Origin of the sequence: [Clostridium] aminophilum DSM 10710 (assembly GCF_000711825.1) — a bacterium.
Taxonomy (GTDB): Bacteria; Bacillota; Clostridia; order Lachnospirales; family Lachnospiraceae; genus Clostridium_R; species Clostridium_R aminophilum.
Map to the genome: position 1 here is coordinate 239,787 of NZ_JONJ01000003.1, position 25,149 is coordinate 264,935.

At 53.9% G+C, this 25,149-nt stretch carries 23 protein-coding genes; 20 read left to right on the forward strand and 3 right to left on the reverse strand.

From position 1 onward, the window contains the following. Positions 1 to 285 precede the first annotated feature (285 nt). From trkA to BR86_RS0104645, 8 genes are all read left to right on the forward strand, one after another. Positions 286 to 1,641, forward strand: a complete 1,356-nt coding sequence (gene trkA, locus BR86_RS0104610) for a Trk system potassium transporter TrkA (protein WP_031471820.1) — start codon at positions 286 to 288, stop codon at positions 1,639 to 1,641. Positions 1,642 to 1,652: 11 nt separating this feature from the next. Continuing rightward, positions 1,653 to 3,092, forward strand: coding sequence for a TrkH family potassium uptake protein (locus BR86_RS0104615; RefSeq protein WP_031471821.1), 1,440 nt, complete (start codon positions 1,653 to 1,655; stop codon positions 3,090 to 3,092). A 30-nt stretch (positions 3,093 to 3,122) separates the two neighbouring features. Further along, positions 3,123 to 3,494: a metal-dependent transcriptional regulator gene (locus tag BR86_RS0104620; protein ID WP_031471822.1), complete on the forward strand. Its 372-nt coding sequence runs from the start codon at positions 3,123 to 3,125 to the stop codon at positions 3,492 to 3,494. A gap of 265 nt (positions 3,495 to 3,759) precedes the next feature. Then, positions 3,760 to 4,635 (forward strand): selenium-dependent molybdenum cofactor biosynthesis protein YqeB, encoded by an 876-nt coding sequence (gene yqeB, locus BR86_RS0104625; protein WP_075034411.1) that lies wholly within the window; start codon positions 3,760 to 3,762, stop codon positions 4,633 to 4,635. A 176-nt stretch (positions 4,636 to 4,811) separates the two neighbouring features. Next, positions 4,812 to 5,894 carry a selenide, water dikinase SelD gene (gene selD, locus BR86_RS0104630; RefSeq protein ID WP_081844096.1) on the forward strand — a complete coding sequence of 361 codons (1,083 nt, stop codon included), beginning with the start codon at positions 4,812 to 4,814 and terminating at the stop codon, positions 5,892 to 5,894. 203 nt (positions 5,895 to 6,097) lie between these two features. Beyond that, positions 6,098 to 6,727 (forward strand): sulfurtransferase-like selenium metabolism protein YedF, encoded by a 630-nt coding sequence (gene yedF / locus BR86_RS0104635; protein WP_031471825.1) that lies wholly within the window; start codon positions 6,098 to 6,100, stop codon positions 6,725 to 6,727. A gap of 94 nt (positions 6,728 to 6,821) precedes the next feature. After that, complete coding sequence (locus BR86_RS0104640) at positions 6,822 to 7,976, forward strand: aminotransferase class V-fold PLP-dependent enzyme (RefSeq protein WP_031471826.1); 1,155 nt, start codon at positions 6,822 to 6,824, stop codon at positions 7,974 to 7,976. A 187-nt stretch (positions 7,977 to 8,163) separates the two neighbouring features. After that, positions 8,164 to 8,400 (forward strand): putative Se/S carrier protein, encoded by a 237-nt coding sequence (locus BR86_RS0104645; RefSeq protein ID WP_031471827.1) that lies wholly within the window; start codon positions 8,164 to 8,166, stop codon positions 8,398 to 8,400. A 92-nt stretch (positions 8,401 to 8,492) separates the two neighbouring features. On the opposite strand, the gene BR86_RS14540 is transcribed toward BR86_RS0104645, so the two are convergent. Both BR86_RS14540 and yqeC read right to left on the reverse strand, forming a co-directional pair. Further along, positions 8,493 to 9,629 (reverse strand): XdhC family protein, encoded by a 1,137-nt coding sequence (locus tag BR86_RS14540; protein ID WP_051684578.1) that lies wholly within the window; start codon positions 9,627 to 9,629, stop codon positions 8,493 to 8,495. A 12-nt stretch (positions 9,630 to 9,641) separates the two neighbouring features. Further along, a complete protein-coding gene (yqeC, locus tag BR86_RS0104655; protein ID WP_051684579.1) occupies positions 9,642 to 10,397 on the reverse strand; it encodes a selenium cofactor biosynthesis protein YqeC in 756 nt (251 codons plus the stop codon). A gap of 120 nt (positions 10,398 to 10,517) precedes the next feature. Between yqeC and BR86_RS0104660 the strand changes: the two genes are divergently transcribed. The 11 genes from BR86_RS0104660 to BR86_RS0104710 all read left to right on the forward strand — a co-directional run bounded on the left by BR86_RS0104660 (position 10,518) and on the right by BR86_RS0104710 (position 21,782). Then, positions 10,518 to 12,086, forward strand: a complete 1,569-nt coding sequence (locus BR86_RS0104660) for a helicase HerA-like domain-containing protein (RefSeq protein ID WP_031471830.1) — start codon at positions 10,518 to 10,520, stop codon at positions 12,084 to 12,086. A 230-nt stretch (positions 12,087 to 12,316) separates the two neighbouring features. Continuing rightward, complete coding sequence (locus BR86_RS0104665; RefSeq protein ID WP_031471831.1) at positions 12,317 to 13,759, forward strand: RsmF rRNA methyltransferase first C-terminal domain-containing protein; 1,443 nt, start codon at positions 12,317 to 12,319, stop codon at positions 13,757 to 13,759. A gap of 192 nt (positions 13,760 to 13,951) precedes the next feature. Continuing rightward, complete coding sequence (gene purE, locus BR86_RS0104670) at positions 13,952 to 14,464, forward strand: 5-(carboxyamino)imidazole ribonucleotide mutase (RefSeq protein ID WP_031471832.1); 513 nt, start codon at positions 13,952 to 13,954, stop codon at positions 14,462 to 14,464. A 178-nt stretch (positions 14,465 to 14,642) separates the two neighbouring features. Next, positions 14,643 to 15,674, forward strand: a complete 1,032-nt coding sequence (purM, locus tag BR86_RS0104675) for a phosphoribosylformylglycinamidine cyclo-ligase (RefSeq protein ID WP_031471833.1) — start codon at positions 14,643 to 14,645, stop codon at positions 15,672 to 15,674. Next, positions 15,668 to 16,270 carry a phosphoribosylglycinamide formyltransferase gene (gene purN, locus BR86_RS0104680; protein WP_031471834.1) on the forward strand — a complete coding sequence of 201 codons (603 nt, stop codon included), beginning with the start codon at positions 15,668 to 15,670 and terminating at the stop codon, positions 16,268 to 16,270. Before purM ends, purN begins: the two co-directional genes overlap by 7 nt. 144 nt (positions 16,271 to 16,414) lie before the next feature. Further along, positions 16,415 to 17,707 carry a phosphoribosylamine--glycine ligase gene (gene purD / locus BR86_RS0104685; RefSeq protein WP_031471835.1) on the forward strand — a complete coding sequence of 431 codons (1,293 nt, stop codon included), beginning with the start codon at positions 16,415 to 16,417 and terminating at the stop codon, positions 17,705 to 17,707. Then, positions 17,700 to 18,491, forward strand: coding sequence for a prolipoprotein diacylglyceryl transferase (locus BR86_RS0104690; protein WP_051684580.1), 792 nt, complete (start codon positions 17,700 to 17,702; stop codon positions 18,489 to 18,491). The genes purD and BR86_RS0104690 overlap by 8 nt, the downstream gene beginning before the upstream one ends. Before the next feature lie 124 nt (positions 18,492 to 18,615). Further along, the gene (gene nudC / locus BR86_RS0104695; RefSeq protein ID WP_031471837.1) at positions 18,616 to 19,515 is read left to right on the forward strand and encodes an NAD(+) diphosphatase; all 900 of its coding nucleotides are present in this window, start codon (positions 18,616 to 18,618) and stop codon (positions 19,513 to 19,515) included. Between the two features lie 216 nt (positions 19,516 to 19,731). Then, entirely contained in the window at positions 19,732 to 20,991 is a 1,260-nt protein-coding gene (locus BR86_RS0104700) for an AfsR/SARP family transcriptional regulator (protein WP_051684581.1), read from the forward strand. A gap of 8 nt (positions 20,992 to 20,999) precedes the next feature. Beyond that, positions 21,000 to 21,281, forward strand: coding sequence for a DUF1294 domain-containing protein (locus tag BR86_RS0104705; RefSeq protein WP_242841563.1), 282 nt, complete (start codon positions 21,000 to 21,002; stop codon positions 21,279 to 21,281). A gap of 27 nt (positions 21,282 to 21,308) precedes the next feature. Then, positions 21,309 to 21,782: an NUDIX hydrolase gene (locus BR86_RS0104710; protein ID WP_031471840.1), complete on the forward strand. Its 474-nt coding sequence runs from the start codon at positions 21,309 to 21,311 to the stop codon at positions 21,780 to 21,782. A gap of 319 nt (positions 21,783 to 22,101) precedes the next feature. On the opposite strand, the gene BR86_RS0104715 is transcribed toward BR86_RS0104710, so the two are convergent. Next, positions 22,102 to 23,004, reverse strand: a complete 903-nt coding sequence (locus BR86_RS0104715) for a LysR family transcriptional regulator (protein ID WP_031471841.1) — start codon at positions 23,002 to 23,004, stop codon at positions 22,102 to 22,104. Between the two features lie 346 nt (positions 23,005 to 23,350). On the opposite strand from BR86_RS0104715, the gene pckA reads away from it, so the two are divergent. Next, positions 23,351 to 24,964 carry a phosphoenolpyruvate carboxykinase (ATP) gene (pckA, locus tag BR86_RS0104720; protein ID WP_031471842.1) on the forward strand — a complete coding sequence of 538 codons (1,614 nt, stop codon included), beginning with the start codon at positions 23,351 to 23,353 and terminating at the stop codon, positions 24,962 to 24,964. Positions 24,965 to 25,149: the final 185 nt, after the last annotated feature.

Here is a 25,149-nt window from a genome sequence, read left to right on the forward strand (position 1 = left end):
TTCTTTGCATTGTTCTGTCTTTTCCGGCTTTCCGGCCGGCGTCCATCGCTTCGTTTCAAGGCGGAACGGTGATGGTTTTTCTCCGTCATTTTTCCAAAACTCCCCTGTAAATGTATTGCTGTGATGCCGGGCGGCCCGGTAAATGAACCGGCCCTGACATATCGAAGGATATTCTATCACAATTCCCGTCGGATTGCATTTTATATCCGCATCTGATAAAATATCTTTTGAAATAGAACAGCAACACGGTGCGGAGATGATCTCACCGTTGGAGGATACGGATTCATGAATGTGATTGTTATAGGATGCGGCAAGGTTGGAACTGCACTTGCTTCCCAGCTGGTGGCAGAAAACCATAATGTCGTTCTGGTCGATACGTCCGCGGAAAAACTGGATAAGGTATCTCAGGATATCGATGCGATCCGCCTGGTGGGCAATGGTGCATCGATTACCACTCAGAGGGAAGCCGGAATTCAGACCGCGGATATTTTTATTTCCGTGACGAACTCCGATGAATTAAACCTTCTCTGCTGTCTGATTGCGCGGAAAGTGGGACACTGCCATACCATTGCCCGTGTCCGCAATCCGATTTATTCGAATGAGATCGGATTCATCAAGGAACAGATGGGAATCTCCATGATCATCAACCCGGAGCTTGCGGCCGCCAATGAAATCTCCAGAGTGCTTCGGTTTCCGTCCGCAATCCAGATTGATACGTTTGCGAAGGGAAAGATCGAGCTTCTGAAGTTCAAGGTGAAGCATGAGTTCGGCCTAGACGGACTGTCCGTTATGGAGATTGACAACAAATATCACTGTGATGTCCTGATCAGCGGAGTCGAGAGAGGGGATGAAGTCGCCATTCCCGACGGAAAATATGTCATTCACGATGAAGATATGGTTTCCATCATTGCGTCGCCGGAAAATTCGGCGGCATTTTTCCGGAAGATCGGACTGAAGACCAATCAGGTCTCAAGCACGATGATCGTCGGCGGCGGAACCATCGCCTATTATCTGGCGCGGCTTCTGGAGAGCATGAAGATTCACGTAAAGATCATCGAGCAGTCCCGGGAACGATGTGAAGAGCTCAGCGAAAAACTGGACAATGCCATCGTGATCCACGGAGACGGAACGGACAAGAATCTTCTGATTGAGGAAGGTCTCGGTACGGTCGAGTCTTTTGTGACGCTGACCAATATCGATGAGGAAAATGTATTCCTCTCGCTCTATGCGAGGGATAATTCCGATGCAAAACTTGTGACGAAGGTCAACCGGCTTGCGTTCGATGAACTGATCAGCCGGATGGACCTCGGGTCTCTGATCTATCCGAAATACATTACCGCCGATTACATCCTTCAGTATGTTCGCGCGATGCAGAATTCCATCGGCAGCAACGTCGAGACACTGTATCACATTCTGGACGGACGGGCGGAAGCTCTGGAGTTCCGGATCCGGGATGAGTCGGAAGTGACCAGCAGGACACTGATGGAGCTGAGCCTCAAATCGAATCTTCTGATCGCCGCGATCATGCGCGGCGGAAAGATCACGATTCCGAGAGGACAGGACCGCATTATGTGCGGGGACACGGTTGTTGTCGTGACCAGCCAGAAGGGGCTTCACGATATCCGTGACATTCTGAAATAGGAGCCGGGGTTATGAATTTTTCTATTATTCGGTATATTCTCGGCTGGATATGCAATTTTGAGGCGGCGTTTATGCTGCTTCCGCTGATCACCGCCATTGTCCGGCGTGAGCCGGAGGGATGGGCGTTTGTGATCACGATGGCAATCTGCCTTCTGATCGGACTGCCGCTGACATTCCGAAAGCCGAAGAATATGATATATTATACCGCGGAGAGCATGGTGACGGTGTCACTGTCCTGGATCGTGCTGTCGGTTCTGGGCGCGCTGCCGTTTTTGATTGCCGGGGTTCTGACCAACCCGTTTGACGCGGTGTTTGAGACCGTATCAGGATTTACGACGACCGGAGCGAGCATTTTTTCCTCCGTGGAGGATCTGCCTCACTGCATCAACGTATGGCGGTGCTTCACCCACTGGGTCGGCGGCATGGGGGTTCTGGTATTCATCCTGAGTCTTCTTCCGCTTACCGGCGGAGCGCACATGAATCTGATGCGCGCGGAGAGCCCCGGACCAAGCGTGGAGCGCATGCTTCCGAAGGTCCGGACGACGGCGGCGATCCTGTACAAGATCTATTTTGCCATCACGGCATCCATGATGGCGGCTCTCTCTCTGGAGGGAATGCCGTTCTATGATGCGATGTGTGTTTCCTTCGCAACGGCAGGAACCGGAGGATTCGGCGTTCTGAATGTGAGCTGCGGCGCGTATACGCCCCTGCAGCAGATGACGATCGCGGTGTTTATGATTCTTTTCGGAGTCAATTTCAACGCTTACTTCCTGATCGTGATGAAGAATATCCGGGGAGCATGGTCCAGTGAAGAACCGAGAGTGTATCTTGCGATCATCGCCGCATCGGTCGGCATCATTACACTGAATATCCTGCACCTGTGCCAGAACGTCGGCGAGGCGTTCCGGAAAGCGTTCTTTCAGGTTGCATCCATCATAACGACGACCGGATTCTCGACGGCGGATTTTGATCTGTGGCCGCCGCTCTCGAAGACGGTACTGGTGATCCTGATGCTGTGCGGCGCGTGCGCCGGCAGTACCGGCGGAGGATTCAAGGTTTCGCGTCTGATCATTCTCTTTAAGAGTATGCATAAAGAAATCCTTTTGTTCCTTCACCCGAACATGGTCTACCGGGTCAAGATGGACGGAAAAACCGTAGAGCATGATACCGTGCGTTCGATCAATGTGTTTATGGTCGTCTACGTGATGATCTTTGCGGTATCGGTGCTCCTGATATCCCTCGATGAATGGGATCTGGTCACAAACTTTACCGCGGTTGCGGCGACGTTTAACAATATCGGTCCGGGTCTTTCCATGGTTGGCCCGACCTGTAACTTTGCATTTTTCAGTAACTTTTCCAAGGTGGTTCTGATTCTGGATATGCTGGCAGGACGTCTGGAGATTTTCCCGATGCTGGTCCTGTTCTATCCGGGTACGTGGAGAAAACACTGAGGAAATCAAAACAGACAGGGAGGCGTAATTTTGAAAATACAGCAGTCAGCGGAGGATTACCTCGAGTCCATTCTGATGCTCAGCAAGACCAATCCGGTGGTTCGCTCCATCGATGTGGCGAACGATCTTGGGTTTTCCAAGCCGAGCGTCAGTGTAGCAATGAAAAATCTGCGGGAAGGCGGCTACATTTCCATGTCCAAGGAGGGCTATATTACTCTTCTGGAACCGGGACTGCAGATCGCGGAGAAGATTTATGAGCGCCATACAACACTGACCCAGCTGTTTAAGACGCTGGGCGTGCCGGAGAAACTTGCGGCGGAGGATGCGTGCCGGGTAGAGCATGATCTGAGCCCGGAAAGCTTTGCGGCGCTGAAGAGTCTGGCGGAAATGCTGACGCAGTAAGAAACGGCTTGAGCGAATATGACGATCGAAACACTCTCCCTGAGTGGCGGTGTCCAAATGGACATCGCTGCTCAGGGAGAGTGTTTATTCTATGGAAAATGCCTCACACTTTCGATGGAACAAAAATGCTCCGCGGGATGCGCACGCCGTTGCAGGAATGGAGTGATCTGACGGTGAGCCGCGGCGGCGCAGGATACGCGGCACATTCGTTATTCTCAAAAAAACATAACGGTGATAGAATAGACGGATGAAAAGGAGGACGGCAATGGACCAGTTCAGGATCATGGTGAGAGGAGCGGGAGATATTGCGACCGGTACCATTCACCGGCTTTGGATGGCAGGATTTCGGCCGGTCGTTCTGGAGACGGATAAGCCGTCGGCGATCCGCCGGCAGGTTTCTTTCTGCGAGTGTGTATACGGAGATGCGGCGGTCGTGGAGGGCATAACAGCGAAACGGGCCGATTCCCTTGCAGACGCAGTGCGGATGCTGAAAGAAGGCGTGGTTCCGGTTCTGATCGATCCTGCCGGGAAGACCATCGGGGAATACCTTCCGGATGTGCTGATCGATGCGATTCTCGCAAAGAAGAATCTTGGAACCGTGCGGGAGACGGCGCCGACCGTCATCGGACTCGGCCCCGGATTCTGTGCGGGAGAGGATGTGGACTATGTGATCGAAACCATGCGCGGACATAACCTCGGGCGGATCATCGCGGAAGGGTGCGCACAGCCGAATACCGGGATTCCCGGGGTGATCGCGGGATACGGAAAAGAGCGGGTGATCCACGCGCCGGCGGCGGGGGTGGCCCGGCATGTCCGGAACATTGGAGATACGGTGGAAAAGGGAGACGTGATTCTTCGAATCTGCCGCCCGGGAACCGGGGGGACGGAGGTTACGGCAACCATCTCCGGTCTCATCCGGGGAATGATCCGGGACGGATATCCGGTGACGGAAGGCTTTAAGATCGCCGACATTGACCCGAGACAGGATCAGTACCGGAACTGCTTTACGATCTCTGATAAGGCGAGATGCATTGCCGGCAGCGTTCTGGAACTTGTCTGCGCGGCATACCGGAAAAAGCAGCAGAGCAGAGAGGTAGCAGAGCGGGTAAAAAAGCCGGAAATTGAGAGATCATCGGAGTAGATGAAAGAGCCGGAACGGGAGAACGTGTCGGATTGGACAAAAGCGCCGGAGAGATAAAACACACCGCAACGGACGAATACGCCGGAACGGGAGAACATGTCGGAACAGACAAAAGCGCCGGCAAGATAAAGCACTCAGAAAAGGGATGCGTGAAAGCGGCGGAAAGAGGGAATGAGATGTCGGAGATTGTATTTTGCAGGAGCGGCGGCTGTACCGCAAAACTGGGCGCGGGGATTCTTTCCCGTGTTCTGGAGAAATTGCCGAAAGGACCGAAGGATGAGAATCTTCTGGTCGGTTTTGACTCACACGACGACGCGGCGGTTTATCAGGTTTCAGAGGATCTTGCGATCGTGCAGACCCTCGATTTCTTTCCGCCGATGGTGAAAGATCCGTATACCTTCGGGAAGATCGCGGCGACCAATGCGCTGAGCGATATTTATGCGATGGGCGGAGAGGTAAAGACAGCGCTGAACATTGTCTGCTTTCCGGAAGCTTACAGCCTGAATATTCTCGGAGAGATTCTGCGCGGCGGAAGCGAGAAAGTGATCGAAGCCGGCGGGACGCTGGCGGGAGGACACTCGATTGCGGACAGCGATGTCAAGTACGGCCTGTCTGTCACGGGCCTGGTGAATCCGAAGAAGATCTGGAAAAATGTGGGCGCGAAGCCGGGAGATGCGTTGGTGCTGACGAAAGGACTCGGGACCGGGATTATCTGCGCGGCCGATCGCGTGGGAGAGGCATCCGAGGAATCGATGGACGCGGCGATCCTGTCCATGACGACGCTGAATCGGGAGGCAAGTCTTTGCGCGAGACAATACGAGATTCACGCCTGTACGGATGTGACCGGCTTCGGATTTCTGGGACATCTCCACGAGATGATGGGAGGGGAGACAGCCTGCCGCATTTTCTGGAAGGATATTCCGGTTCTGGGCGATGCGCTGGCGTATGCGGAGGAATTTCTGATCACGGGAGGCGGACAGAAGAACCGGAATTATGTCGGAGACCGCGTCCGGTTTGACGGAATTCCGTTTGGCGCGGAAGAAGTGCTGTTTGATCCGCAGACGGCGGGAGGACTTCTCTTTGCGCTTCCGCGGGAGCCGGCGGAACGGCTGGTCGGTGATCTGACCTGCGCATTTCCGTTGGCTTCCATTGTCGGCGAGGTGACGGAAAAGAAGGAACCGGAGATCACGGTTCTGTGTGAACACGGTCCGGAATATCATCCGGTGACCGGTCGGAAATGTTCGGCTGATCAGAGATAATGTGGCAAAATACCATCGGAATAATGTCGGAAAATCAAAAAGAATCCGGCCGGATTTCGCGAAAAGAGGTTTTTACAGAAAACCATGGAAACAAGCTTGAAAATCAAGCGGGATCGAGTTCAAACTTAGACTGACGGCTCAGGCGGATAAGCAGGATTGTCTGTTGTCTGACTGAGCTCAGTGAACAATGGAGGATAAATGAGATGAAGACAGTGAATGCAATGGGTGAGGTTTGCCCGGTGCCGATTGTGATGGCAAAGCAGGCGATCCGTGAACTGACTGCAGCAGATACGGTGGAGGTTCTGGTAGACAATCCGACTTCGGTGGAGAACCTGACCAAGATGGCCGTGCAGATGGGATACCCGGTCCGCTCGGAGAAAAAAGCGGAGGGGGAATACCGTGTGGAGATGAACGTGCCGGCACCGGATCAGGCGGCAGGTGATCGCGATGCGAAAGAGAACATTTCCGAAACGGAAGAAACTCCGGTTTCGGCTGCGGGAAAGACCGTGGTCGTGGTTTCTTCCGAACGGATGGGAGAGGGAAACGAGGAGCTCGGCACTGTCCTGATCAAGGCATTCACGTTTGCTCTCACACAGCAGGAAGTACTCCCGGATACCATGCTGTTTTATAACGGCGGCGCAAAGCTTACCTGTGAGGGATCTCCGGTTCTTGAGGATCTGAAAAAACTGGAGGAGAGCGGCGTGGAGATCCTCACCTGCGGAACCTGCCTTGGATTCTATGAGATCAAGGAGAAGCTTGCGGTCGGAGGCGTCTCCAATATGTATGAGATCGTGGAAAAGCAGATGAACGCATCCCGTATCATCCGCCCGTAAAGGAAAAAACGGGAAAAACAAGAATTGCCTGTACAGGAGAAACGGGAATGCGGGGGAAAATGAGGCGTATCCATAACGAAGACAGGGAGAACACATGATTTATCTTGACAATGCGGCGACGACGCTCAGGAAACCGGACGCGGTAAAACAGGCGGTGATCCGGGCTCTGGAGGAGGCCGGAAATCCCGGGAGAGGTGCGTATGCGGCTTCGCTGAATGCGTCACGGATCCTTTTCCGGGCATCGGAGGCGGCAGCGGAGATTCTCGGGGCGGAAGATCCGGAACGGATTGCCTTCACCCAGAACGTGACCGAGTCCCTGAATGCGGCAGTCAATGCTCTTCCGGAGATGGTACATAAGCGTGCGCCGTTCCGGATCATCACGACGCGGACAGAACACAATTCGGTTCTCCGGCCGTTATACCGGCTGGAAAAAGAAGGGAAAGCATCGCTGACCTTCTGGGAACCGGAGGAGGACGGGAGACTGGATCCATCGCGGCTTCCGGATCTTCTGACACGGGACACTGCGGCGATGGTGATCACCCACGCCTCGAACGTGACGGGAAGAATCACGGACCTTTCGGCGGCGGCTGCATTTGCCCGGAAAAGCGGGCTCCTTCTGATTGTGGATGGCGCACAGGCTCTCGGCGCGGTTCCGGTGAATGTCACCCGGGACGGAATTGACATCTATTGTTTTACGGGGCATAAAGGCCTCTGCGGCCCGCAGGGAACCGGCGGCATTTATGTGCGGAACGGTCTTTCGGTCCGCCCGCTCCTTGTCGGAGGAAGCGGAATTCACAGCTTTGACCGGGATATGCCGGAGGAAATGCCGACGGCACTGGAGGCAGGGACGCGGAATACGCCCGGAATAGCCGGTCTGGAAGCCGGCATCCGTTTTGTTCTGAAGACCGGTCCGGAGAAGATTCTGCAGCATGAGAGGACACTGGCCGGCAGCTTTGTCCGCCGGATCCGTGAGATTCCGGATCTGAAACTATACGGATATCGGGACATGGAGGGGACAGGCATCGTCTCGCTGAACCTCGGAGAAGAGGATGCGGCGGTGGTCGCGGACCGGCTGTGGGATGAGGCCGGGATCTGTGTTCGGGCAGGGGCGCATTGTGCGCCGCTCATGCATGAATTCTTCAAGACGAAGGAACAGGGAATTGTCCGGTTCAGCTTTTCTGCATTTAATACGGAAGAAGAAGCGGAACGGGCAGCGGACGCACTGATCAATATCGCAAAGACTTTGTAAAAGGTGATAAGAGAGGAAGACTGCCGGAAGAAAAACGGCCTGAGAGACGGATGATCCGGAAGACAATGGATAAGACCGAGAGACCGGACTGTCCGTGGCGCTCCCATCAGGATTGAGAGGGAGGGGGGAGCCGAAGTCCGCTTGTGGATTTTGTTCCAATGCGGGGAGAAACTCCGGAGAAAGAGATATGAGAGAGAAGAAAGATTATATCATCCTTACCTTTTCGACGACGCGGTCGGCCATGCGGTTCGAGGCATTTGCCGCAGAGAAAGGAATTCCCGGAAGGACCATACCGGTCCCGCGGGAGATTTCCGCGGGATGCGGGATTGCCTGGCGCATGGATGTCGGAGCATACGGAAACTGTCGCGAGACGATCCGCTCGGGCGGCATATCGCCGGAAAAGGTCACTGCGGTCCGGATGTAGCGACGATCCGCGCGGGCGGCATATCGCCGGAAAAGGTCACTGCGGTCCGGATGCAGCGACAATCCGCTCGGGCGGCATATCGCCGGAAAAGGTCACTGAGGTCCGGATGCAGCGACGATCCGCTCTGCATACACCAGAATCTGGCCGCCGCAGAACATGCCGGCTTCGTCATTTGCGGCAGAATGAATGGACAGGTCCATCAGCATACGGGACCGGTCCCGTGAGAGAATCCGTCCGCCGTGAAGCGCAAGCTCCCGGTCCAGTTCTCCGGCGCCGTCACCGTCGTTCAGCAGAACAAGGCCGGCTTTCCGGATCATGGCTTCCGCGAAGCCGCCGCCGATGGTTCCGATCAATGTGCCGTCCGGCCGGACGAAGAGTTTCGCACCCGGATTTCGCGGTGCTTCGCCCTCTTTGCGGACGATGACAGCCATGGCAAGCGGATTTTTCGCTACGGTGCGAAGGGCGGAGAGCATTTCGGACGAGTATCCGAATCCTTTGGCGGATGAGTTCGCGATGCTGATCAGCTCCGCCAGAATGGAGACGGCGATTTCTTCCGGTGTCTCGGAATGGATTTCAAGACCGATGGGCATGTGTATCGTGTCCATCGTCTTTTTTTCGTATCCGGAAGCGAGAAATTCTTCTCGGATGAGCGCGGCTCTGCCATGGCTTCCCATCATGCCGAGGTAGAGACGGGGTTTTTCGAGGATCTTCCGGAGACATACCTTATCATAGATGTGCGCGCGGGTCATGACGATGAATGCCGTGTTCGCGTTTCCCGGAATGCCTTCGAGCGCATGTTCAAATGAATCACAGATGGTAAGGTCTGCGCCGGCGGCCTCGGCTTTCTCCGTGAACTCCGAACGGTCATCGATGACCGTCACATGCATGGAGAGGAGTTTGGCCATCCGGATGACGGCAAGCGCAACGTGACCTGCGCCGCAGAGGACGATTTCGGTCTTTCCGCCGAAGCGCTCCGCGTATACCGTGCCGTCCGGCGTCGGAAACGTCGGGTCGGACGGCTTAAGCGGCGGCAGCGCGGACGGATCCACATTGCGGATACTGTAGTGTTCCGGGTGGTCCGGCATGGCTTCGGCGACCGGTACAGGGCCGTCATTTTCCAACCGGTACAGAATCTTTTCCCCCGCGGATGGGCCGTCAATCGCGAGAAGAGAGAGGTATTCCTCTCTCGGGTTGATTCGGGAAAGCGCAGAATAATATGAATGGGACATGGTGCTGCTCCTTTATCTGTTTTGAGTTTGATTTGTCCCGGCGTCGATCCGTATTAGCAAATGTTCCCGCAGGCTTCCGGCGTATACCGGAATGTCGGTATTTTCTGCGAACCGGCGGCAGAGAGACAGGGTCTCCGTGCGGACGGCATTATCCGGATCCCACAGGGCGTCCGCCTGATTCAGGACAATGGTATCGGTTAATTGTTCCTTCTGAATGGCTTCGGCACAGAGCTCGGGGGTCAGAAGATCCTGTTCGCCCGCGCCGGTCAGCGCACAGAAGCGTTCGGGAACATGGACCGCGTTCCGGACCGTTTTTCCGAAGCCGGTAAAGCCGGCGATCAGGATGGTCCGCGCGGCCCCCTTCGGGATGACCGGTTCCCCGTCACGATGGGCCTTGACCGGGAGACCTCTCGAGCCGTCTGCCTCTGTCAGAATATAATCGGCAAGCCGGGCGATGCGTTCAAACGGAACCGGGGGCGCAGACAGTTTTCCCTCTTTCACCGGAGTGCCGACGCAGAGTACGGGAGAGCCGGAAAGACGGCTCCGGATCACGGCTTCATTTTCCGCAAGGTCCGGGGAAAATGAGGATAGACACGGAAGATCCGGGAACGGACGGATATGCGTGGATGTGGTGAGAATCACGGTCCCGCGGCTGCTCAGCTCCCGGGACAGTTCCCGCAGGAGAGTTGTTTTTCCGCCGCTTCCGATGACGGCCGTGATGCCGCGCCGGATGTCCAGCGTTTTGTGTAAAGTGTGTTCATTCATCATACTGACACTATAGTATGGATTTGAAAACCGCACAAGCCAAAGAACGCAGCGTGTCTTTCAATTCGTTTCGTCATTTGCTACAATAACAGTCAGAAAACACGATAAAAGGAGGTTTCCCTGATGTTCTATGAGAATAAGATCTGGATGGCAAATGACGGCGACGAGAAACTCTGCATGATTCCCGGAATGATGAACCGGCACGGACTGATCGCCGGAGCGACCGGAACCGGAAAGACGGTCACACTGAAGGTTCTTGCGGAATCGCTCAGCGATGCCGGTGTCCCGGTGTTTCTCGCGGATGTGAAGGGAGATCTGGCGGGAATGTGCGAGCCGGGCGAGAACACGGAGGATATGCAGAAGCGCATTGCGGCGTTCGGACTGGATCGGGAGGGCTTTGCTTACCGGACATATCCGGTGCAGTTCTGGGATCTGGAAGGGAAAAACGGACTTCCTCTTCACACGACGGTCAGCGAGATGGGACCGCTCCTGCTTTCCCGTCTTCTTCGGCTGTCCGATCTGCAGAGCGACATTCTTCAGATCATTTTCCGGGTGGCGGATGAACAGAATCTTCTGCTGATCGATACCAAGGATCTTCGCGCTATGATCCAGTATGTGGCGGAAAACAATGCAGAGTTTTCCGCACAGTACGGCAATATGACCAAACAGAGCCTTAATGCGATTCTCCGCGCGGTTGTCTCGCTGGAGACCCAGGGCGGAGAGACCTTTTTCGCCGAGCCGGCCATCGATATCCATGACTGGTTCCGGAGAGATTCGGACGGAAGGGGCTATATCAATATCCTCGATGCCCGGAGCTCCATTCAGAATCCGGTGCTGTATTCCACATTTATGCTCTATCTGATGAGCGAACTGTTTGAACAGCTCCCGGAGAAAGGGGATGCGGATAAACCGGAGATTGTATTCTTCTTTGATGAGGCGCATCTTCTGTTTGATCACGCGACACCGCTTCTGGAGGAGAAAATCGGGCAGGTGGTCAAGCTGATCCGTTCAAGGGGCGTCGGAATCTTTTTTATCACGCAGAATCCGGCCGATCTTCCGGATGCGGTTCTCTCACAGCTTGGAAACCGGATTCAGCATGCGCTCCGCGCCTATACTCCGGCGGAGAAGAAAAAGATCCGTGCCGCAGCCCGGTCTTTCCGGGAAAATCCGGCATTTGACACCGAAACCGTGCTCTCGGAGCTCGGAACAGGGGAAGCGATCATTTCCTTCCTTGACGGAAATGGCATCCCGTCCGTGGTGCAGCGGGCGAAGATTCTTCCGCCGCAGTCGAAGCTGGGAACCATATCCGAATCGGCGCGGAAGTATCAGGTCAGCTCGTCGGATCTGGCAGAGAAGTACAATGACTTTTTTGACCGGGACTCCGCTTATGAGTTCCTTCGGCGCAAGAATGCGGTCTTAGCGCAGGCTGCCGCAGAGGAGCGCGCGCAGCAGGAAGCGGAGAAGCAGGCGGAAAAGGATGCCCGCGACCGGGATAAGGAAAATGCAAAAAAGACAAAGCGCTATCAGAGTGCGGCCGGCTCCATCGCGAAGACGGCAGCAGGCACCGTCGGCCGGGAACTCGGCAACGCGGTCGGAAGCTCCGTCGGAGGAAAGTTCGGAAAGAAGATCGGAGGAAATGTCGGCGCGTCGCTCTTCCGCGGCATCATCGGAACGCTGTTTGGCGGACGGTAACTCGTGTGGCTTACGGTTGAGGATCATGCGCAAGGTGCTTTGGGGACGGTAGCGCAGAGTCTTTTTTTGCGGAGATCATGCGCAGGGTGTTTTGGGGACGGTAACGCAGAGGCATTTCTGCGGAGATCATGCGCAGGGCAATTTGCGGACGGTCTCCCGGAAGTCTCATTGCGAACGGTCACGCCGAGGACGGGAAATAAAATATACAGAACAGACAAGGTTAGAGAAGTATGGCATTTGAATTACCAAAACAGTTTGAAGACAGGATGAGAGAAATTCTCGGAGACGAGTTTGCGGCTTTTCGGGACAGCTATGAAAAGGAACGGAATCAGGGGCTCAGGCTGAACCTGCTGAAGACCGATCCGGAAACCTGGGAGAAACAGAATCCCTTTCATCTGAGACCTGTTCCGTGGGCATCTGAGGGGATAACAAAGGGGTTTTATTACGGCAGTGAAGACCGTCCGGGACTCCATCCGTATCATGCGGCGGGTGTCTACTATATGCAGGAGCCGAGCGCTATGCTGCCGGCGGAACTGATTGGCGCGGACGAGGCGGGAAAGAACGGAGAATGGGTTCTGGACCTTTGCGCCGCACCGGGAGGAAAGACCACGCAGACTGCGTCCGGCATGCAGGGCGGAGGCTTACTGATCGCCAATGAGATCGATCCGGCGAGAAGCAGGATCCTCTCACAGAACGTGGAGCGCATGGGAATCCGAAACTGTATTGTCACCAACTCGGATCCGGACGGCCTTGTGGGTGCGCTCTCCGGGAAAATGGACCGCATCCTGGTTGACGCGCCCTGTTCCGGAGAGGGAATGTTCCGGAAGGAGGATGACGCGCTCCGGATGTGGAGCGAGGACAATGTATCCATGTGTGCGGAACGTCAGGCGCATATTCTGGAGGCGGCCTATGAGATGCTTGCACCGGGCGGAAGAATTGTCTATTCCACCTGTACCTTCGCACCCGCGGAAGATGAGCTTCAGATCGAACAGTTTCTGGAAAAACACGCCGACATGCATGCCGTGTCACCGGAGCGGGATCCGAACGGCGTTTCGGCCGGAGTCCGGGAACTGGTAAAGACGCATACAGAGGAGATCGGGAAGACATTCCGGATCTGGCCGCACATTTCCGCCGGGGAGGGGCATTATGCCGCCGTTCTCCGGTCAGATGCGCCGAAACTTTCGGGAAGTGCGAAGCCGTCCGCCAAAAAGACGAAGGGGGCATTTCGCTCGCCGGATTACCGGAAAATCTATATGGATGCGGCCGCAGAGATCTTCCGGGAGCCGGAAAAATGGTGTGACGAAAGCCGTCTGGTCCAGCAGGGAGAGTGTCTCTGGTTTCTTCCGACGGATCGGGCATCCATGCCGCTTCTGTCCGGAATCCGTGTCCTGCGCCAGGGAATTCTTCTCGGAACCTTTGCCAGAGACCGGTTTGAACCGGATCACAGTCTGGCGATGGCGCTTCATCCGGATGAGGTCCGGCTTTGCCGGTCCTATGCGGCGGACTCGGAGGAAATCCGCGGGTTCCTCCACGGGGAACCGATCCGGGAAGAACGGTCGGGGGAAAAGGGCTGGACGCTGATCACGGTGGACGGTTACTCCCTGGGCTGGGCAAAACTCGGCGGCGGAACGCTGAAAAACCACTATCCGAAGGGCCTTCGCACGAAATACTGAGGTCCGCCCGTGCGCGTCCTGCGTCCGACGGAGGGACATTTGACGGTCGCGCGGAAAGACCTTTCCTACAGGAAAATACCGGCCGGTTTCGAAAAGTCATATTGACTTGATTTTAGAAAAACAGTATGATTTTTTCTGGCGGCTAAGTCGGAAAAACCATTTTTTCGCAGTTTTTGAAAAAGGAGAGACACCATGGCAAAAGTTGGTATCGTGATGGGCAGTGATTCGGATATGCCGATCATGGCACAGGCAGCTGAGATTCTGGAAAAGTTCGGAATCGACTACGAGATGAGCATCATTTCCGCGCACAGAGAGCCGGATATTTTCTTTGATTGGGCAAAAAGCGCCGAGTCCAGAGGAATCCGTGTCATCATTGCGGGCGCGGGAAAAGCAGCGCATCTTCCGGGCATGTGTGCGGCACTGTTCCCGATGCCGGTTATCGGAATCCCGATGAAGACATCCGATCTTGGAGGCGTGGACTCTCTGTATTCGATCGTTCAGATGCCGGGCGGAATCCCGGTTGCGACGGTTGCCATCAACGGCGGGAAGAATGCAGGCATTTTAGCGGCGAAGATTCTCGCAGTGTCCGACAGCGGTCTTCTCGGAAAGCTGAAAGAGTATTCTGAGAATATGAAAAATGAAGTCGTAAAGAAGGATGAAAAACTCAAGGCGGCCGGCTATAAGGCTTTCCTTGCGGACAAATAAATATTCAATAGAACTATGCGGGTCCGGGCTTTGTCAGCCGGGCCCACATGTGCTATAAAAAGCGTTTTGAAAGCGGATTCAGTACGATTGAAAGCCCGGCGTCTGCGGGTGACCGGAGACGCCTTGCTGATACATGAAATGCCGGGAGAAATCCCGACAGCACCAACAGGAGGATCATATGGATTACAAGAAAGCCGGAGTTGACATCGAGGCCGGATACAAATCGGTTGAACTGATGAAGGAATTTGTGAAGCGGACGAACCGACCGGAAGTACTCGGAGGAATCGGCGGTTTTTCCGGCGCCTTCAGCGCAAAGGCATTCAAAGACATGGAGGACCCGGTTATCCTCTCCGGAACAGACGGAGTCGGAACAAAGATCAAACTGGCGTTTCTTCTGGACCGTCATGATACAGTCGGAATCGACTGCGTGGCGATGTGCGTCAATGACGTGGCCTGCGCCGGCGGTGATCCGCTGTTCTTCCTGGATTACATTGCCTGTGGAAAAAATGTTCCGGAAAAGATTGCTTCGATCGTGAAGGGTGTGGCAGAGGGCTGCGTTCAGGCCGACAGCGCACTGCTTGGCGGTGAGACCGCAGAGCACCCGGGACTGATGCCGGAAGACGAATACGATCTTGCCGGTTTCTCTGTCGGTGTGGTTGACCGGAAGGATATGATCACCGGAGAAAAACTGAAGGACGGCGATGTCCTGATCGGTATCGCATCCTCCGGCGTGCATTCCAACGGATTCTCCCTCGTCCGCAAAGTGTTTGAAAAGGAAATGACGAAGGAAGGCCTCGAGACATACTATGAAGAACTCGGTGGAACTCTCGGCGATACGCTGCTTACCCCGACCCGCATTTACGTTCACGCGCTGAAGGCGGTCCGTGAGAGCGGCGTGACAATCAAGGCCTGCAGCCATGTGACCGGCGGCGGTTTCTACGAGAACATCCCGAGAATGCTGAGAGAGGGAACCAGAGCGGTGATTGAAAAGGACAGCTATCCGATTCCGCCGATCTTTAAACTTCTTCAGAAGAAGGGGGATATTGAGGAGACCATGATGTATAACACTTACAACATGGGACTCGGCATGGTTCTGGCAGTGGATCCGGCCGATGCGGAGAAGACCATGGAGGCGATCCGGTCCGCGGGCGATGCATGCTATCGCGTGGGACGGATTGAGGCAGGAGAAAAGGGAGTTACATTATGCTGAATGTCCTCGTGATGGTTTCTGGCGGCGGAACCAATCTTCAGGCGATTCTTGACGCGGTCGACAACGGTGCCATCCGGAACACGAAGGTGACGGCCGTGATCAGCAACAATCCGAATGCGTATGCGCTTGAGAGAGCAAAGAACCACGGGATTCCGGCGGAGGTGATCTCGCCGAAGAACTACGCAACGAGAGAGGAATTCAATGAAGCGCTGACCGAAAGGGTGAAGGCGCTCTGCCCGGATCTAATTGTTCTGGCCGGCTGTCTTGTCAAGATTCCGGCACAGATGGTGAATGCGTTCCGGAACCGGATCATCAATATCCATCCGGCATTGATCCCGTCGTTCTGCGGTGTGGGGTTCTACGGACTTCGCGTCCACGAGGCGGCTCTTAGCAGGGGCGTGAAAGTGACCGGTGCCACGGTTCATTTTGTCGATGAAGGTACCGACAGCGGCCCGATTCTTCTGCAGAAAGCGGTTGACGTTCTGCCGGGCGACACCGCGGAAGTGCTCCAGAAGAGAGTCATGGAACAGGCGGAGTGGGTGATCCTTCCGAAGGCGATCGATATGATCGCGGCCGGTGAGATTCCGATCGGCTGACGGAATTCACCTGCGGACTTTGCAGGAAAACAGCAGAGGGAATCTGTCTGCGGTTTATGACGGAGAATAAAAGAAATATTGTATCGGGTCCGTTTCCGCTCCCGGAACGGGGGAAGCGGACCGGAATTCAGAAAGGAAATACAGATGAAAGTACTGATCGTCGGAGGCGGCGGCCGTGAGCATGCCATCGCATACAAGGTATCCAAAAGTAGTCAGGTAGAGAAAATCTACTGTGCACCGGGCAATGCGGGAATCGCAGAACTGGCGGAGTGTGTTCCGATCGGCGCGATGGAATTTGAAAAGCTGGCGGATTTTGCCGAGGAGAAGGAAATTGACCTCACGGTGGTCGGCATGGACGATCCGCTGATCGGCGGCATTGTCGATGTCTTCCGCGCACGCGGACTCCGTGTATTCGGACCGGATAAGAAGGCGGCAATTCTCGAGGGATCGAAGGCATTTTCCAAGGATCTCATGAAGAAATACCACATCCCTACCGCGGAATACGAGGTCTTCACCGATGCGGACAAGGCGATGAAATACCTTGAGACCGCAAAGATGCCGATCGTTCTGAAGGCATCCGGCCCGGCTCTCGGAAAGGGTGTTCTGATCTGCAATACGCTGGAGGAGGCGAAAGCCGGCGTAAAGGAGATCATGCTGGACAAGCAGTTCGGCGATTCCGGAAACGAGATGGTGGTGGAGCAGTTCCTCACCGGACGCGAGGTTTCTGTTCTGACCTTTGTGGACGGAAAGCACATTAAACTGATGAGCTCCGCACAGGATCACAAGAGAGCAAAAGACGGTGATCAGGGTCTCAATACCGGCGGTATGGGCAATTTCTCACCGACTCCGTTCTACACCAGAGAGGTGGACGAGTTCTGCAAAAAATACGTTTATCAGGCAACCGTCGATGCGATGGAGCAGGAAGGCCGACCGTTCAAGGGCGTTATCTTCTTCGGACTGATTCTGACCGAGGAGGGACCGAAGGTTCTGGAGTACAATGCGCGCTTTGGCGATCCGGAGGCTCAGGTGGTTCTGCCGAGACTGGAAAATGATATCATCGATGTCTTTAACGCCTGCATTGACGGAACGCTGGATCAGATCGATCTGAAGTTTTCGGATGACGCCTGTGTGACGGTCATTCTCGCGAGTGACGGTTATCCGGAAAAGTACGAGAAGGGATTCCCGATCTCCGGACTGGAGAAGTTCCGCGGAAAGGAAGATTATTTCGTGTTCCATTCCGGCACAAAGTTTGGAGAGAACAAAGAAGTGCTCACCAACGGTGGAAGAGTTCTCGCCGTGACTGCCCGCGGCAAGAATCTGAAGGAGGCCCGGGCGAAAGCGTACGAGGCTACAGAGTGGATCCATTTTGATAACAAATATATGCGTCACGATATCGGAAAGGCAATTGACGAGGCAGGGGAGGACGTGAATGTATAATGATCTCTTTACGATCGGAGGCGTGACGGTTCATGGTTACGGGCTGATGATCGCAATCGGAATCATTGCGGCATATACGATGGCGGATTACCGTGCAAAATTGCAGGGGATCAACCGGGATAAACTCTATATTCTGACGATCTGGGCTGCGGTTCTCGGAATTCTCGGCGCGAAGGTTCTCTATCTGATCACCATAGCACCGAAGATTGCCGTGGATCCCTCCCTGATCCTGAAGGATTTTGCGAGCGGATTTGTCGTTTACGGGGGAATCATCGGAGGACTGTTCGGCGGCATTGCGGTTGCAAGGGTGATCGGAATGCCGGTGCTCCGGACGTTTGATCTCTGCATGCCGAGCATCGCGCTGGCACAGGGGTTTGGCCGGATCGGCTGTCTTCTGGCCGGATGCTGTTTCGGGATGGAGTATTCCGGCCCGGGGGCGATCGTATTCTCCCATTCGGATTTCGCGCCGAACGGCGTCAGTCTGTTTCCGTCGGAACCGGTCTATGCGATTCTGAATTTTGTGCACTGCCTGATTCTTCTTGTGGCATTCCGGAAACTGAAAAAGGTTCCGGGCCGCACCGGATCGCTGTACCTGATCCTCTATTCGATTGGCCGTTTTATGATGGAATTTGTGAGAGGAGATGCCATTCGCGGAAGCGTCGGCGTTCTGTCGACGTCCCAGTTTATTGCCATTTTTATTCTGATTCTTGGCGCGTTTGCCTACGCGTTTGCACCGAAACTGGCAAAATTTGATCTTCCCCTTGAAGAAGAGCCGAAAATGTGATAAGAAGATATCTCCGGGACGATCCGTTGGAACGGCATCGTTCGAATATAAGACGTCGGACCGGATGTGGACGGATAACCCCGTCCCTACGGGCCACGCAGAATAGAAAAAGGAGACGATCACCGTGATTCAGGATATCGCACCGAGACAGTTTCATAACGACTATAAGATTTGTACGCCGGAGGCGGAGGATTTTGTTCTTGCGATCCGGAAAAATTCCGTAATTCTTATCCGCAGGGAGGAGGATATGCTGCGGATTCCCACACTCCGGGAGATCCGCGAGATCTTTCCCGAAGCGGAAAAGGAGGCATATTACCTTTTCTCCATTGATGATTTTCAGTATTTTCTGGTCAATGTGGACGAACACCGGGAATTTGAAATTCCCGAGAGCGGTCCGTTCTGCATGAAGGACAGCCGGTTTCTGCGCAATATGGATCCGGAATACGAGGCATTTGCGATCATCACCGGCGTGCAGCTTGCGCGGTGGAAAAGGGCGCATCATTACTGCGGCTTTTGCGGAACGCCGATGGAGGACAGCACGGCGGAGCGGGCACTGGTATGCCCGAAATGCCATCAGATCGAATATCCGAAGATCAGTCCGGCGATCATCGTGGCGATCACAAACGGTTCGAAGCTTCTGATGACGAAATACCGCGGAAGACCCTATGCCGGATACGCGCTGGTGGCCGGGTTCGTGGAGATCGGAGAGACATTCGAGGACACCGTGCGCCGGGAAGTCATGGAAGAAGTCGGACTGAAAGTGAAAAACATCCGTTACTACCAGAGCCAGCCGTGGGCATTTTCCGACACGGAGATGATCGGTTTCTTTGCGGAACTGGACGGCGACGACCGGATCACGCTTCAGGAAGATGAGCTGGCGATGGCCGGCTGGTTTGAGAAAGATGAGATTCCGGATGACTGGCGGATGACCAGTATTTCCGCAAAACTCCGGATGGCTTTCAAATACGGAGAAGACAGAATCGACTCCGAACTTGCGGAAATACAGCGTGAATCGGAATCGTAACAGTATTATTAACAGTAATATTTTATATAATAAGAAGTAATATCTTACAAATTTGTGGCGTCGGTGATGAATGCTGATTTTCAGACGATGAAAAAAGGCAGTCATTCCCGGCGCCTGTTTACTTTTTGAAATTTATAACTTAAAATTAGTTGAATTAAAATAATTCAAAAACAAGATGAAATTATGACATGACTTACAGTGGAAGGAAGGCTTATTTTGACAGAATGGAATGGTAAAACGGTCAATGTCGTTGCGCGGCTTCTTGGCAGCTTCTCGATTGAGGTTGACGGTCAGCTTGCTGATCTCGGCAGAAATATGACTGCGAATGCGGTGAAAATGATCGAGATCATTTTTCTGAACAGGGAGCACGGAATATCCAAGAACGAGCTGCTGAACGAAGTGTTCAGCGACAAGGTCCTTTCGGATCAGAACAACAGTTTCAACAATCTTCTTTACCAGTCGAGAAAACTTCTGCAGAATTCCGGAATGGACGGTGCGAAGTTTATCGACAACCACAGAGGGATGATCCGCCTCGAGTGTGCGGAAAATGCGGTGACCGATATCGAAATTTTCCTCGGAATCTGTCGGAAAGCGGATGCGGCGGCCAGCAGAGCGGAGAAGAAAGATCTTTACACGCAGGCGCTCGAGTATTATCGCGGACCGCTTCTGCCGGATTTTGAGACCGAATTCTGGGTGATCAAGCCGGGAATGGTGCTGAAGCACTATTTTGAACGTGCGGCGCAGTATCTCGCGGATCTCGCGGAAGAAGACGACAACTACGAGGAAATGTACCGCATCATGAAACATGCGGACAGCGTATATCCGCATGAAAAATGGGAGATCGGACGGATCAATGCGCTGGCGATGCAGGAAAAGTACCGCGAGGCGTATGAGGAATATACGAAGGTTGTGCAGTATTATCTGGAGACGCTGGAACAGCCGGTACCGAAGGTGCTTCTGGATATCTATGACCGTTTCCGCGAGGGAATTACCCGTGAAGTGGAAGCGGCGGGAAGTTTTCAGATGAGCACGGTCCGCAGGGATGAGGAGATGGAAGCGCAGCTTCGCCTGAACCGTGCCGGCGGATATTTCTGCCAGTACAGCAGTTTCCGCGATATCTGCAATGTGCTGAACCGCAACATTGACAAGAGAGGAAATTCCATTCATCTGATGATTCTTTCTCTCGTGGATTTCGAGAGCAATTTCCGGAGTATGCCGGACGTGCTTGAGAGGCGTTCCGAGTGCCTGAAGATGTCCATCCACGACGTTCTCCGCTCGACGGATGTCTTTACGGGATACAGCTCAACTCAGTATGTGGCGCTTCTGGTCGGCGTCAAGAGAGAGGACTGCGCGACATTCCACAGAAGGATTTCCGTCAAACTCCACGAGCTGGCAGGAAGCCGGGCTGACGTGCAGTATCGAATCGTAGCCCCGGACGAACTTGAGCAGATTCTGACTGCGGGAGAGAAGAACTGAGAGGTTTCATGGAAAAAGTCATGACAAATACGGCGATGGTATATGCGGTGGCAGTGAATATCATCGCCTTTTTGATGTTCGGAATGGATAAAATGCGGGCGAAGCGGAATGAGTGGAGAATTCCGGAATCCTCGCTTCTCACCGTCGCCTTGATCGGCGGAAGTGTCGGAGCCTGGATGGGAATGCGGTTTTTTCATCACAAGACCCGGAAGCCAAAGTTTACGGTCTCCATTCCTGTGATGATGCTGGCGCAGGCGGCACTTCTAATATGGATGCGGTCGCAGATGTAACCGGTCGGGCCCGCAGGAGGAAATGATTTGTATTTGACAACGCTATGTTATCTGGAGAAGGATGATTCTTATCTGATGCTGCATCGGATCAAGAAGAAAAATGATATCAATGAAGGGAAATGGATCGGTGTCGGCGGAAAATTTGAGAAGGATGAGAGTCCGGAAGACTGTCTTCTTCGCGAAGTCCGGGAAGAGACCGGTTATACGCTGACATCCTGGCGTTACCGGGGCATCATTACCTTTGTCACCGCGCGCGGCGAGACGGAGTATATGTCGCTTTACACGGCGGACGGGTTTGAGGGGGAACTCCAGGAATGCACGGAAGGGGTTCTGAAGTGGATCAGGAAAAATGAGGTCCCCGAGCTGAATCTGTGGGAGGGGGACAGGATTTTTCTTCGCCTTCTGACAGAGGATCGGCCTTTCTTTTCCCTGAAACTGGTCTATGATGCGGAGGACCGGCTCTGCGAAGCGGTTCTCGACGGACAGAAGATGGAGAGCTGACATCCGAAACGGTGCAGCATTTTGAATCTGCATCCGGGAAAAACAGAGGAATCCTCATCGAAGCCGGCAGTAGGAACATAGAATACTGAAAAGTGACATAGAAAAAGACCGGAGAATACGTAGAAAAATAAAGAACAAATAAAGAACAAATAAAGAACAAATTCCGGCTGCGCTCCCGTAAGAAGGGGGCGCAACCGGAATTTTCGTGTTTCACAGGGAACTGCTCCGCATTTCCGGTGAAACATAAAACCTCTGCACAGGTACACCGCGTTGAGCAGAAGATGTCACTCTGCGGTCACCCGCGGCAGGCGTTGTTCTGTCACATACTCGGAGCGTTGGTGCTCTTGATGAAAGAGAGGAACTGCTGCATGGTCTTTGTCTCACCGGCCGGGTTCCACGCAAAACCGATGGTGCGGGACGGGATGGCGTCATGGACCGGAATCTCAATGAGCGTTCCGTCTGCCAGTTCGTCTTTCACAAATTCACGCACAGCGCAGCCGATGCCGAGGCCGGTTTTCGCGAACGAGATCAGAAGATCCAGCGTGTTGGTCTCGAGAACCTGGCGGGGCTCGATGCCGTGCTCCGCAAAATAGGAGTCGATGTACATGCGGGTCATGTTTTTCCGGTCGAGCATCAGGATGGTGCCGCACTCGAAGATGTTGCAGTTCTCGCCCTCGCGGATTTTCAGATTGTCGAGGTACGCTTTGGTGCATACAAACGTGTCGGTGATATTCATGAGAGGGTAGAAATACAGGTTTTTCCGGTTTTTCGGCTCTGCGATCAGACCGATATCGATCTGCTGGTTTTCAATCGCAGACAGGCTGTGAGCCGTGTCCTGACTGTTGACCAGAATGCGGATATGCGGTGATTCTTCGATGAAGTCCTTCAGATATGGAAGGAGAACATATTTGCACAGCGTATTGCTGACGCCGAAACGGATCTGTCCGATGTTGAAATTCTTGATTCTTTTCAGTTCGCTCTCACCCCGATCCAGTGTAGCGAAGGCGCTGCTGACGTGGTTGTAGAGAACCTGCCCTTCTACCGTCAGCGTGACACCGCGGGAAGAGCGCTTAAACAGCGTGACGCCGAGATTTTCTTCGAGTTTACTGATCGATTTGCTGATCGCCGGCTGGCTGATATAGAGTTCTTTGGCAGCATGAGAAATGTTGCCGGTGCGCGCGACAGCGTAAAATACACGGTACTGAGACAGATGCTGTTCCATAAATATTCCCTTTCTTTCAAAATAACACCGGACGGGTCTGAACAGAGGCTGCATTCACGGCGGAGATGCCGGAAAAAGCGAAATCGTCAGACAGTTATAATATGTCCTTGCTTGTATTTTTCTGTATTATACCCACATGTTCTATATAATGCAAGGTTATGTTGAAAAAAATACATCGCAATTTTTGTATTTTTCCAGAAGCAAACACGTCAAAATGTAGTGAAAACAGAGAGATATGACGGATGCAAATGTCTGCAAAGTGTTGCGCTTTGACGATATTTATGCAATAATTAACGTGCCTTTTGTTAGAAAAGGCCGAATGATTGTTTACGTAGGAGGTTTGTTTATGGAGACATACGGATTGGAAAAGCTTGGCATTCTCAATGCGAAAGCTGTTTATCGCAATCTCACACCGGCTGTTCTGACCGAGAAAGCACTTCAGCGAGGCGAGGGTGAGCTGATGGACACCGGCGCACTGGTTGTAAAGACCGGCAAGTACACCGGACGTTCCGCACAGGACAAGTTCATCGTTGATACGCCGGCAGTGCATGACAAGATCGCATGGGGAAAGGTCAATGTTCCGGTTTCCCGCGAGAAGTTCAACGCAATCAAGGCAAAGATCTGTGCGTATCTGCAGGGCCGTGAGATCTTTATCTTTGACGGAATGGCAGGCGCTGATCCGGCCTGCACGCAGAAATTCCGCATCATCAACGAGCTGGCATCCCAGAATCTTTTCATCCGCGATCTGCTGATCCGGCCGACCGATGAAGAACTGGCCGCATTCGGCGATCCGGATTACACTCTGATTGCTGCTCCGGGATTCAAGTGCGATCCGGAAATCGACGGAACGCGCTCTGAGGCTGCGATCATGATCGACTATGAAGCGCATATGATCATCATCTGCGGCAGCCAGTATGCCGGTGAGATCAAGAAATCCGTATTCTCTACCATGAACTTTATTCTTCCGCAGCAGGGTGTGCTCCCGATGCACTGCTCCTGCAATATGGATCCGGAGACAAAGGAAACCGCAGTATTCTTCGGCCTGTCCGGCACCGGAAAAACCACACTTTCCGCGGACCCGAAGCGTATGCTGATCGGCGATGACGAGCATGGCTGGAGTGACCACGGCGTATTCAATATCGAGGGCGGATGCTACGCAAAGTGCATCGACCTGGTAGAAGAGGAGCAGCCGGAGATCTACCACGCAATCCGCTTCGGCGCACTGGTAGAGAACGTTGTGATCGATCCGGAGAAGAGAACCCCGGATTACAGCGACAGCACACTGGCGGTCAACTCCCGTGTCGGATATCCGGTTGAGTTTATTCCGAACGCGGCGGTTCCGGGTGTCGGCGGCATCCCGAAAGTTGTCATTTTCCTGACCTGCGATTCCTTCGGCGTACTTCCGCCGATCAGCCAGCTGTCCAAGGAAGCGGCAATGTATCAGTTCGTAACCGGATTCACTTCCAAGGTTGCCGGAACAGAGATCGGCGTAACGGAGCCGGTTCCGACCTTCTCCACACTTTTCGGCGAGCCGTTCATGCCGCTGAAGGCGCAGGTTTACGCGGATATGCTCGGTGAGAGAATCGAGAAGTACAATACAAAGGTATATCTGGTCAACACCGGATGGGTATCCGGCCCGGCGGTTGATCCGAAGACCGGCGAAAAGAACAAGAGAATGAAGCTTTCCTACACTCGTGCGATGATCACCGCTGCGCTGAACGATGCGTATGCAAAGGAAGGCGTTGCCTTCGAGCACAATGACATCTTCAATCTGGAAGTTCCGACTTCGGTTCCGGGTGCGGATGTACCGGCGGAGATCATGAATCCGAGAAATCTCTGGGCTGACAAGGCAGCTTACGATGAGCAGGCAAAGAAGCTGGCCAAGATGTTCCAGAAGAATTTCGAGGAGAAGTACCCGGATATGCCGGAGAACGTAAAGAATGCAGGTCCGAAGGCCTGACAGACCGCAGAATAACGGTATTTCCATCGTCCGTGAACGGGCAGAAATGTCCGGTAATCAAGCATAATTCAGAAGGCCGCGCTCCGGTTTCGGGGCACGGCCTTCTGTGGCCTGCGGGAAAGCGCTGTGTTTTAAAAGACAGTCAGGGATATTTAAAGATATTTGAGTACGTTTGAATACCTTTA